The organism is Vibrio sp. 1069 (assembly GCF_033340555.1).
Genome location: NZ_JAWOWP010000008.1, coordinates 105,915 through 117,732 on the forward strand (window position 1 = coordinate 105,915; position 11,818 = coordinate 117,732).

At 44.2% G+C, this 11,818-nt stretch carries 11 protein-coding genes; 8 read left to right on the top strand and 3 right to left on the bottom strand.

Translation table 11 applies throughout. The annotated features are described in order from the left end of the window. Position 1: 1 nt before the first annotated feature. The 3 genes from aceE to ampD all read right to left on the bottom strand — a co-directional run bounded on the left by aceE (position 2) and on the right by ampD (position 4,438). Positions 2–2,665 carry a pyruvate dehydrogenase (acetyl-transferring), homodimeric type gene (gene aceE, locus R7040_RS13960; protein WP_318096890.1) on the bottom strand — a complete coding sequence of 888 codons (2,664 nt, stop codon included), beginning with the start codon at positions 2,663–2,665 and terminating at the stop codon, positions 2–4. A 48-nt stretch (positions 2,666–2,713) separates the two neighbouring features. Further along, positions 2,714–3,481 carry a pyruvate dehydrogenase complex transcriptional repressor PdhR gene (gene pdhR / locus R7040_RS13965; RefSeq protein WP_005379989.1) on the bottom strand — a complete coding sequence of 256 codons (768 nt, stop codon included), beginning with the start codon at positions 3,479–3,481 and terminating at the stop codon, positions 2,714–2,716. 405 nt (positions 3,482–3,886) lie between these two features. After that, positions 3,887–4,438: a 1,6-anhydro-N-acetylmuramyl-L-alanine amidase AmpD gene (ampD, locus tag R7040_RS13970; RefSeq protein WP_167415436.1), complete on the bottom strand. Its 552-nt coding sequence runs from the start codon at positions 4,436–4,438 to the stop codon at positions 3,887–3,889. A gap of 92 nt (positions 4,439–4,530) precedes the next feature. Here ampD and nadC point away from each other — a divergent pair, with 92 nt between their 5' ends. The 8 genes from nadC (at position 4,531) to yacG (ending at position 11,733) form a co-directional block, all read left to right on the top strand. Continuing rightward, positions 4,531–5,418, top strand: a complete 888-nt coding sequence (nadC, locus tag R7040_RS13975) for a carboxylating nicotinate-nucleotide diphosphorylase (protein WP_054700461.1) — start codon at positions 4,531–4,533, stop codon at positions 5,416–5,418. 262 nt (positions 5,419–5,680) lie between these two features. Further along, on the top strand, positions 5,681–6,124 hold the full coding sequence (locus tag R7040_RS13980) for a pilin (protein WP_064354289.1): 444 nt from the start codon (positions 5,681–5,683) through the stop codon (positions 6,122–6,124). Positions 6,125–6,130: 6 nt separating this feature from the next. Further along, positions 6,131–7,816: a type IV-A pilus assembly ATPase PilB gene (gene pilB / locus R7040_RS13985; RefSeq protein ID WP_064354290.1), complete on the top strand. Its 1,686-nt coding sequence runs from the start codon at positions 6,131–6,133 to the stop codon at positions 7,814–7,816. 23 nt (positions 7,817–7,839) lie between these two features. After that, positions 7,840–9,063, top strand: coding sequence for a type II secretion system F family protein (locus R7040_RS13990; RefSeq protein ID WP_017635918.1), 1,224 nt, complete (start codon positions 7,840–7,842; stop codon positions 9,061–9,063). 64 nt (positions 9,064–9,127) lie between these two features. After that, entirely contained in the window at positions 9,128–9,997 is an 870-nt protein-coding gene (locus tag R7040_RS13995) for a prepilin peptidase (protein ID WP_171345765.1), read from the top strand. Continuing rightward, positions 9,998–10,612 (top strand): dephospho-CoA kinase, encoded by a 615-nt coding sequence (gene coaE / locus R7040_RS14000; protein ID WP_171345764.1) that lies wholly within the window; start codon positions 9,998–10,000, stop codon positions 10,610–10,612. A gap of 27 nt (positions 10,613–10,639) precedes the next feature. Next, a complete protein-coding gene (zapD, locus tag R7040_RS14005) occupies positions 10,640–11,380 on the top strand; it encodes a cell division protein ZapD (RefSeq protein ID WP_005373086.1) in 741 nt (246 codons plus the stop codon). Between the two features lie 158 nt (positions 11,381–11,538). Beyond that, on the top strand, positions 11,539–11,733 hold the full coding sequence (gene yacG, locus R7040_RS14010) for a DNA gyrase inhibitor YacG (protein WP_017635922.1): 195 nt from the start codon (positions 11,539–11,541) through the stop codon (positions 11,731–11,733). Positions 11,734–11,818: the final 85 nt, after the last annotated feature.

The window sequence follows — 11,818 nt, forward strand, 5'->3', positions numbered from 1 at the left end:
ATTAAGCGTATAGCGGGTTTGTTTTCTCTGTGTCGATGTCGAATTTCTTAATTGCTTCTGCAACTACAGATTTCTCAACTTCGCCACGTTTCGCTAGTTCAGTTAGCGCTGCTACTACTACGTAACCTGCGTTCACTTCGAAGTGACGACGTAGGTTTTCACGGCTGTCTGAACGACCGAAGCCATCAGTACCAAGAACTTTGAAAGACTCAGCAGGAATGTATGCACGAACCTGCTCTGCGTAGTTCTTCATGTAGTCAGTTGCTGCGATAGCAGGTTCAGTACCCATTACTGTTTGGATGTAAGGTACTTTCGCTTCCGCTTCTGGGTGAAGCATGTTGAAACGCTCTGCATCTTGGCCATCGCGAGTTAGTTCGTTGAATGACGTTACAGAGTAAACATCAGAAGCAACACCGTAATCTTCGCTTAGGATTTGAGCTGCTTTACGTACTTCATTCATGATAGTACCAGAGCTCATTAGCTGAACTTTCGCTTTGTCGCCCGTGTAAGTTTCTAGCTTGTAGATACCTTTACGGATGCCTTCTTCAGCGCCTTCTGGCATTGCTGGCATTGCGTAGTTTTCGTTCATTAGCGTTAGGTAGTAGAACACGTTTTCTTGTTCTGGACCGTACATGCGACGGATACCGTCTTGCATGATTACTGCTACTTCGTACGCGAATGTTGGGTCGTAAGAAATACAGTTAGGAACCGTACCCGCCAAAATGTGCGAGTGGCCGTCTTCGTGCTGTAGACCTTCACCGTTCAACGTTGTACGACCCGCAGTTGCACCTAGTAGGAAACCACGTGCTTGTTGGTCACCAGCCATCCACGCCATGTCGCCAACACGTTGGAAGCCGAACATTGAGTAGTAGATGTAGAACGGGATCATTGGTAGGTCGTTTGTCGAGTATGAAGTCGCAGCAGCAACCCATGAAGACATAGCACCTAGCTCGTTGATACCTTCTTGTAGAACCTGACCTGAAGTCGCTTCTTTGTAGTAAGAAACAACGCCACGGTCTTCTGGTGTGTAAGTTTGGCCGTGCGGGTTGTAGATACCGATTTGACGGAACAGACCTTCCATACCGAATGTACGTGCTTCGTCAGCAATGATAGGAACGATGTTCTTACCAATGTTCTTGTTCTTAAGTAGAACGTTTAGCGCACGTACGAATGCCATAGTAGAAGAGATATCACGCTTCTGTTCTTCTAGTAGTGGCTTGAATTCTTCTAGCTCAGGAACGATGAATTCTTGAGTGAATTTTGGTAGACGCTGTGGCGTGTAGCCGTGTAGCGCTTTACGACGAGCGTGTAGGTATTCGTACTCTTTTGAACCTTCTTCAAGTTTCAGGTACGGAAGCTCTTTCACTGCTTCGTCAGTTAGGATGTCTTGAAGACCTAGACGATCACGTAGGTGTAGTACGTGAGTCATGTCCATCTTCTTAACTTGGTGCGCGATGTTCTTACCTTCAGCCGCTTCACCCATGCCGTAACCTTTAACAGTCTTAGCTAGGATTACTGTTGGACGACCTTTAGTTTCTGCCGCGTTTTTGTATGCCGCGTATAGCTTAGAAGACTCGTGACCACCACGCTTAAGTGCGAAGATTTCGTCATCAGTCATGTCAGCAACAAGTGCAGCTGTCTCTGGGTACTTACCAAAGAAGTGCTCACGTACGTACGCGCCATCTTTTGATTTGAATGTTTGGTAGTCGCCGTCGATCGTTTCATTCATAAGCTGTAGAAGCTTACCAGTCGTATCTTTAGCTAGTAGTGAATCCCAGTTGTTACCCCAGATTACCTTCACTACGTTCCAACCAGCACCTTTGAACAGACCTTCAAGTTCTTGAATGATCTTACCGTTACCCATTACAGGGCCATCTAGACGCTGTAGGTTACAGTTGATTAGGAAGCATAGGTTGTCTAGTTTCTCACGCGCAGCGAAAGAGATAGCACCACGTGATTCTGGCTCATCCATCTCACCGTCACCTAGGAACGCGTAAACGCGCTGCTCTGAAGTATCTTTAAGACCACGGCCTTCTAGGTACTTAAGGAAACGAGCTTGGTAGATAGAAGCGATTGGACCTAGGCCCATCGATACTGTCGGGAACTGCCAGAATTCAGGCATCAGTTTAGGGTGCGGGTATGAAGGAATACCTTTGCCGTCTACTTCTTGACGGAAGTTGTCTAGCTGCTCTTCAGTTAGACGACCTTCAACGAATGCACGTGAGTAGATACCTGGTGAAATGTGACCTTGGTAGTAAACTAGGTCGCCACCATCCTTCTCGTTTGGTGCACGGAAGAAGTGGTTGAAACATGTCTCGTAGAACGCAGCAGAAGACTGGAAAGACGCCATGTGGCCGCCTAGCTCTAGGTCTTTCTTAGATGCACGTAGAACGATCATGATAGCGTTCCAACGAATAATTGAGCGAATACGACGCTCAAGTGTTGTGTCACCTGGGTATGCTGGTTCTTGGTCTGCAGGAATCGTGTTGATGTAGTTAGTTGTGATACCTGTTGGCATATCAACACCGTCTAGACGTGCTTTATCTAGAACTTGCTCTAATAGGAATTGAGCACGCTCTAGACCTTCTTCACGTACAACTGACTCAAGCGCTTGTAGCCATTCATGAGTTTCCAGTGCATCTACGTCATGCTTCATATCAGACATGGCGATCTATCCTTCTGTTGGTTGGATCTACTTATTTAAGTAACGCTCTTACGAGTCGTTACCCTGCTGAATTCGACGTAGAGAACGCTCTCGTCGAGACTCTTCTCGAGTCAAATCCAACAATGTTTCTTCGATGTAAGCCAAGTGCGAGTGGGACATTTCTCGCGCCTTTTCAGGCTGACCAGAAACAATCGCATCCACGATATTGGCTCGGTGTTTACTGACTTTCTCGACCGCTTCTGGGCGGCGACGTAGTAATTTAAAATTTTGTAGAATATTTTGCTCAAGCAAAGGTGCTAAGCTTCGAACAATGTGCAACAAAACCACGTTGTGCGCGGCTTCTGTCAAAGCGATCAAAAATTGCATCACTTCCGCAGATTCAGCTTCGATATCGTTGTTTGCTTGCTCTTGGCTAATGCGTTCAAGGCAACCTTGAATACGCGCAAAATCTTCTTCGGTACCACGTAAAGCTGCAAAGTAAGCTGAAATTCCTTCCATTGCATGACGAGACTCAAGCACATCAAGCTGGGTTTCAGAATGACTAGACAACAAATTCAACAAGGGATCTGAAAAGCTCTTCCAGATATTCTCACTTACGAATGTTCCGCCACCTTGGCGACGAGTCAACAAACGCTTCGCTTCCAAGCGTTGAATGGCTTCTCGGACTGAAGGACGAGACACATCGAACTGTTTTGCCAGTTCACGCTCTGGAGGCAGTTGTTGCCCCGGAGACAATGTTCCTTCCACTATCAACCTTTCTAACTCTTGTTCTATAACATCAGAGAGTTTTGGCTGACGAATCCTTTGATAAGCCATAATTTATTGTTCTTCTACTCTTGCAGGTAATTGGTAATACCAATTTTAAGTTGGTGCAGAAATTAACATAATTAAAACGCCACTGTCCAGCCGAAAATTGACCTAAATCATAGAACGAGCTTACTTCCAACACTCTGATAACAATCGACTGTTAAAACAGCAATAGAATTGGTATGACCAATTACATAAAGCATACAAATGGGAAGTCGACGTGCTAGCAGTTTTGGAAAAGAAATACAGAAAATGACAAAATTATCAGTCTATTTATTCACCAAAACGGCATGTACGAGCGTAAAAATGTAGTTAACTTTTAACAATCATTAATATTTCTGGTATCAAAAAAAGGCATACCTGATCGTATGCCTTATTTATTTCGCTTTTTTGAATTTACACTTTCGCTACAAATCAACGCTGTATAAGCAGTCTATATTTCACCCAATCAAAGCTTAGACCAGGATCGCTTTTTCTCAAGGGCGCAATATATTGATGACCGGTAATTCGTGGCGGGGTGATTTGAGGATAAGACTGCATAATCACCTCAGTGATCTCTGCAAGTGATTGATATTGCGCTTCTGTGTAGGCAGTAAATTCTGTCCCTTCAAGCTCGATACCAATGGAATAGTCATTACAACGCTCCCTGCCCGCGAAACTGGATTGACCGGCATGCCATGCTCTATCGAGAAAAGAAACAAATTGAACAACCTCGCCGTTTCTTTTAATCAAGCAATGTGCAGAAACGCCCATTTTGTGAATAACTTCAAAAAATGGATGTGCATTTGGGTCTAGCTTGCCAGTGAAGAAGTCCTCAATATACGGTCCACCAAACTGCCCAGGAGGCAAACTGATGTTGTGTACCACCAGCAGAGAGATGTCGTTTGTATCAGAGCGAGCATCAAAAAATGGTGACGGAACATGCTTTGCCTGTGTCAGCCAGCCATTCTCGATAATTGGGCGCATATCAACCTCTCTACTTTGCAAATTAACTGCTGAAATTATTGACACCGGAGAGTATCATTCGTTGCCATCTCCCTTTCAAGACAAGATTTGCGATGAAGAACACACACAACATTCAAGAACGCCTAGAATACCTTAAACAACAACTCCCTTTAGAGATCACTCGCTCTGTCGCTGATACCTTAAAAGAAGATCTAGGTGGCAGTGTCGACGCAGATAACGACATTACTGCATCTTTGATCCCTGCCGATGCGGTTAATACCGCAACGATTATTACTCGTGAGCATGGTGTGTTCTGTGGTCAAGCATGGGCTGATGAAGTTTTTAAACAGCTCGGTGGCAAGGTCAGCATTGAATGGCACGTAAAGGACGGCGATAAAGTCAAACCTAACCAAACCCTTTGCACGCTGACAGGCCCTGCTCGTGACCTGTTGACTGGTGAGCGTAACGCAATGAATTTCATCCAAACGCTGTCTGGCTGCGCAACAGTTACCGCAGAGTACGCTGAAAAAATCGCGCATACTGAGTGCCGTCTACTAGACACACGCAAAACCATTCCTGGTCTGCGTAGCGCACTAAAATACGCCGTGACCTGCGGTGGTGGCTTTAACCATCGCATCGGTGTGTTCGACGCTTACCTTATTAAAGAAAATCACATTATTGCTTGTGGTGGCATCACTCAAGCCATCCAAAAAGCGAAAGAGCTTAACCCAGGCAAACCGGTAGAAGTAGAAACGGAAAGCTTAGAAGAGTTGAAACAAGCGATAGAGGCTGGTGCCGACATCATCATGCTCGATAACTTCACAAAAGAAATGATGCGTGAAGCCGTAGCGATTAACGCAGGTCGTGCCGCTTTAGAGAACTCCGGCAACATTACGCTAGAGACCATCGCAGAATACGCAGAAACCGGTGTCGATTACATTTCGGTAGGCGCGTTGACTAAGCATCTACAAGCGATGGATCTTTCGATGCGCTTCAAATAATAAAAGCAACAAATCTTAAATTACTTCAACTAACTCAGTGAGTTGTGAGCAATTCATCATTTAAAAGGGCCAATTGGCCCTTTCTTTTTATCCACTAAAAAAATAGTACTACTCGCAAAACCCTGCATGCGATATGCAACTTTTCACCAAAGAGTTTTATCTCACTCGAGAGCCCATCTCTTCCCCATTTTCAACCCACCTTAACTCTCCATAATCTTTCGCCAATGCAAGAGCATTATTAATTTTTAGGAAAGGGTTAAAAATGAAAAACAGTAAACAGAAAAAACAGCAAGGTTTTACGCTAATTGAATTGATGATTGTGGTAGCAATTATTGGGGTGCTATCAGCTATCGCGATCCCTGCTTATCAAAACTATGTAAAAAAGTCAGAAGCAGCTACTGGGTTAGCAACCGCTAAATCTCTTATCACTAATATAGATATGCATATTCAAGAAGTCGGTGCTTTCCCGACTAATGATTCAGCGGGCTTTACTGCTGTTGGTGCAACGTCAGGAATGAACAAACTTGGCACTCTATCATTCGAGAGTATCAGCGGTGCAAATGGAACCATTAAGTTCCTATTTGGTAATACTTCTTCTATAAGCACGGCCTTTGTAGAAATTGCCAAGTCAAATAGTGGGTGGGCATGTACATTTACAACTAATAGCAAATTAACAAGCAATGAAGTACCAAAAGCTTGTAGATAAAACCTAATGTTAACAAACCTCTCAACCATTCTTCGTCAAAAAGGAGTACTGACCTTTTCCCAAGAAGAATCGTTAATAGAGCAAGTCAAAGCTTCTGGCATTTCGATGCCGGAAGCTTTACTCAGTTCTGGATTCTTCACGTCAAGTGAGCTCGCTGATCACTTAAGTTCTCTCTTTGGTTTAAATCAGCCCGAGTTATCTCAGTACGAGTACGCTTCGCTTTGTCAACAACTCGGTCTACGTGAATTAATCACACGACATAACGCACTCCCACTCCAGCGTACGTCTTCAACGTTATTACTCGCCGTTGCCGACCCCACCAACCAACAAGCAGAAGATGATTTTCGCTTTGCCACTGGTTTACAGGTTGAATTGGTCTTGGGGGATTTTAGTCAACTCAGCGCGGCAATTCGACGCTTGTATGGTCGTTCATTGAGTCATGAGAAGTCCGGGTTAAAAGAGATCAACCAAGAAGAGTTAGCCAATCTGGTTGACGTGGGCGCAGATGAAATCGACAACATTGAAGACTTGAGCCAAGATGAGTCTCCTGTTAGCCGTTACATCAACCAAATTCTGTTGGACGCTGTGCGCAAAGGCGCATCCGATATCCACTTTGAGCCTTATGAAAAGATGTACCGCGTGCGCCTACGCTGTGATGGCATCTTAATTGAAACACAGCAGCCACCAAGCCACTTAAGTCGCCGCTTATCCGCTCGTATCAAAATCCTCTCTAAACTTGATATTGCAGAGCGACGTTTACCACAAGATGGGCGTATTAAGCTCAAGTTGAATCAAGACACCGCAATTGATATGCGTGTATCCACGCTACCGACTCTATTCGGAGAGAAAATTGTACTACGACTGCTCGACAGCAGCTCTGCGTCATTGGATATCGACAAGCTTGGTTATAGCGAACAACAAAAACAATTGTACTTGGATGCGCTGCGTCGCCCACAAGGCATGATTCTGATGACAGGCCCAACAGGGAGCGGTAAAACCGTTTCTCTATACACTGGGCTAAGTATCCTCAATAAGCCAGAAATCAACATTTCCACGGCAGAAGACCCAGTAGAAATTAACTTATCGGGCATTAACCAAGTTCAAGTTCAGCCTAAGATTGGTTTTGGTTTTGCCGAAGCCCTGCGCTCTTTCTTACGTCAAGACCCGGATGTGGTAATGGTCGGTGAGATTCGTGACTTAGACACCGCCGAAATCGCTATAAAAGCATCGCAAACCGGTCACTTAGTACTTTCAACCTTGCATACCAATTCTGCGGCTGAAACGGTTATTCGTTTATCAAACATGGGCGTAGAAAGCTTTAACTTGGCCTCATCTCTTAATTTGATTATTGCCCAGCGCTTGGCCCGTAAACTGTGCTCGCACTGTAAACAATCACAAGAGCTTACCGTTCAGCTACAACACCTTGGAATTCAAGCAAGCGACAACATTTTTAAAGCCAATCCCGATGGATGTAATGAGTGTACCCATGGTTATTCCGGCCGAACGGGGATTTATGAAGTGATGCGCTTTGATGAATTTCTTTCCGAAGCGCTTATTAAAGGTGCCTCGGTACATGAACTAGAAAAACTCGCCATCGCAAATGGTATGAGCACGTTACAAATGTCGGGCATAGAAAAACTCAAACAAGGGATCACAAGTTTTAGTGAACTACAGCGTGTACTTTATTTTTAATCCTTTAATCAGCAGTCTCCTCTATGAAAAGCACTACACCACAACTTAAAAACTTCCGCTGGAAAGGCATCAACAGTTCAGGCAAAAAGACGTCTGGACAAACCCTCGCGATGACAGAAATTGAAGTACGCGAGCGTCTAGACGCACAGCACATCAAGATCAAGAAGTTAAAGAAAAGCAGTATCTCGTTTCTCACTAAACTCAGCCATCGCGTGAAAGGCAGAGACATTACGGTGTTCACCCGTCAGATTTCGACGATGTTGATAACTGGTGTGCCCTTAGTTCAGGCTTTAAAATTGGTCTCAGAAAACCATAAAAAAGCAGAGATGAAATCCATTTTGATGAGCGTGACACGCGCCGTTGAAGCGGGTACGCCCATGTCAAAAGCCATGCGCACTGCAAGTGAACACTTTGACCCACTCTATACCGACCTTATCGCCACAGGTGAGCAATCCGGTAACTTAGCAGAAGTATTCGAGCGCTTAGCCACCTACCGAGAAAAAAATGAACAACTCCGTGCGAAAGTGATCAAAGCCCTGATTTACCCAGCCATGGTAGTGCTAGTAGCCTTAGGCGTCTCGTTTATCATGCTCACCAAAGTCATTCCCGAGTTTGAAAAAATGTTTGTTGGTTTTGGTGCTGACTTACCTTGGTTTACCAGGCAAGTATTAGATCTTTCCGCCTGGACACAAAACTGGAGTCCGTTTATCGCACTAGGCTCCATTAGTTTATTCATCTCGGCGAGAATCCTCTCTAAGCGTTCAGATTCTTTTCGCTTAATGCTCAACCGCTCTGTGCTTAAATTTCCTGTTCTGGGCCCTGTATTATCAAAAGCTGCTATCGCCAAATTTAGTCGAACACTCGCAACAAGCTTTACAGCGGGTATTCCAATTCTAACCAGTTTAAAAACCACATCAAAAACCTCAGGAAACTTACACTATCAACTCGCCATAGAAGAAGTTTACCGTGATACCGCCGCAGGTATGCCAATGTATGTTGCCATGCGTAACTGTAATGTGTTCCCTGAATTAGTGTTACAAATGGTCATGATCGGTGAAGAGTCTGGTCGACTTGACGATATGCTCAATAAAGTTGCAACGATCTACGAGTTTGAAGTCGATAACACCGTCGACAACCTTAGTAAAATTCTAGAGCCGCTAATTATCGTTTTTTTAGGCATCGTTGTTGGCGGATTAGTGACAGCAATGTACTTGCCAATCTTTAACTTAATGAGTGTATTGGGCTAGAATGAGCTGTTAACTCCTTTAAAACAGCATCTTGCTGATTTCACTCATCGCTCAAGAGACAAATATGGAAGTATTCCAGTACTACCCTTGGCTATTCGTTGTGTTTGCCACCATCTTCGGTCTGATCGTGGGTAGCTTCCTCAATGTGGTTATTTATCGACTACCTAAAATCATGGAACTAGAATGGCGACGCGAATGTGCCGAGTCATTTCCTGAATACAAAATAGAACCTCCTAAAGAAGTGCTGACCTTGAGCGTCCCACGCTCCTCCTGCCAGAAATGCGCAACACCGATACGTATTCTCGACAACATTCCTGTGATTAGCTGGCTGCTTTTAAAAGGCAAATGTCACAACTGTCAGGCAACCATTAGTGCACGCTATCCACTGATTGAACTGCTCACCGCGTTCTGTTCAGGCTTTATAGCTTATTACTTTGGTTTTAGTTACTTTACCGTTGCCCTACTCTTTTTTACTTTTATCTTAATCGCCGCAACATTTATCGATCTCGATACTATGTTGTTACCTGACCAATTAACATTACCATTAACTTGGGCTGGCATTGCCTTAGCATTAGTCGAAATAAGTCCTGTTACTCTACAAGATTCTGTCATTGGTGCTATTGCTGGTTACCTATGTCTCTGGTCCGTTTACTGGGGCTTTAAGTTACTTACCGGTAAAGAAGGAATGGGGTATGGTGATTTTAAACTACTGGCGGCACTAGGAGCTTGGCTAGGTTGGCAGTCACTGCCGATGATCATTCTACTTTCTTCTGTGGTTGGCATCGTATTTGGCATCATTCAACTACGCTTGCAAAAGCAGGGAATTGAAAAAGCTTTCCCTTTCGGTCCTTACTTAGCAATTGCTGGTTGGATAAGCTTAATTTGGGGCGACCAGATTTTAAACTGGTACTTTACTTCAGTTCTAGGAGTGTAAATGGCTTTGGTTATTGGTTTAACAGGTGGTATCGCTAGTGGAAAAACAACCGTCGCGAATCTGTTCAAACAACAATTTAAAATCGATATCGTCGATGCCGACATTGTAGCAAGAGAAGTTGTCGATCCAGGTACTCCCGGCCTAAACGCGATTATTGAACACTTTGGTCACGATATCGTTCGTGAAGACCAAACTTTAGATCGCGCAAAGCTGAGAGAAAAAATCTTTTCGAATTCAGATGAAAAAGCATGGCTCAACGCACTGTTGCACCCGATAATTCGTGAAAAGATGATCGAAGATTTGCAGCAAGTCACTTCAGAGTATGCGTTACTTGTGGTGCCGTTGCTCGTAGAAAACAAGCTAGATAGTTTGTGTGATCGCGTTCTTGTCGTCGATGTAGAACCGAATACACAGATATCTCGCACGATGAAACGAGACAATGTGAGTGAAGATCAAGTTCGCGCCATCCTTGCCTCTCAAGCATCAAGAGAGCAAAGGCTCGCGCTTGCAGACGATGTGGTTAAGAATAATCCAAGTGACCCTGATCTTTTGCTTCAAATCACAGATTTGCACGAAAAGTACCTAGCCATGTGTAAGAAAAATCTGCGAAAATAGGAACGAAACTCACAAAGGCTTATGTCGATGACCACGCACAAATTTGAACATCCGTTAAATGAGAAAACTCGTATTTATCTAAGAGTGGAGTCTCTGCTGCGTCAGGCTCACTTGGCCTCTGGGTTTAGCGAAAATCATCAGTATCAACTGTTTTTCCGTGCGTTATTCGATATGGTTGAGATCTTCGAACAAATCCAACTGAAAAGTGAACTGGCTAAAGATCTTGAGAAGCAGCGGCTGTCGTACCGCCATTGGCTCAATGTTGATGGTGTCGATCAAGACGCATTAAATACCCTACTACAAGAGATAGATGTCGTTCATAGCCAACTAATGGGTGCTGAACGTTTTGGCCAAGCACTAAAAGAAGATCGCTTCCTAAGCTCTATCCGTCAACGCTTTAATCTACCGGGTGGTTCATGCTGTTTTGATCTGCCAGCATTACACTACTGGCTTCATCTACCTATTGAACGTAAAAAGCGTGATGCACAACAGTGGCAAGCAAGCTTAAAGCCCTTATCTGATGCGCTTTCGTTATGGTTAAAGCTCACTAGAGAGACCGGACATTTCAAAGCTCAAATCGGTCGTGCAGGTTTCTTCCAAAGTGACGCTGATGAAGCCAACATTCTAAGACTTCACATCCCAATGGAATATGGCGTGTATCCTATGATTTCAGGCCATAAAAACCGCTTTGCGATCAAGTTCATGTCGTTTGAAAACGGTCAAGCGTGCACACAAGATATTGAATTTGAACTTGCTGTGTGCAGCTAAGACGACACTCAGCCTCGCCTCCATAATCTAAAATTCAACGCTTTATTGCGCTTATATTTGATAAAATTTCGTAGCAGCAATAGCGCGTTTAATAAGCCATCTTTAATTCGTTTAGGTATACTACCCTTTAACACCAATTAGTAATGGGACGCTCAACTATGTCTAAAGTTACCATCGTTCAATGTCCACAATGTGGCGCCGACGTAGAATGGGGAGAACAAAGTCCTCATCGCCCTTTCTGCAGTAAACAATGCCAAATGATTGATTTTGGTGAATGGGCAGATGAAGAAAACACCATCCCAGGCGCACCCGATATGTCCGATAGTGATGGCTGGTCTGAAGACCAGTATTAAATTGAGACCTAGGGTAAAGGAATACCCTAGGTTCCTTCTTGGGGAACCTGAATCACGCTCCTTCGTCGCTATCCAGAATGACGAA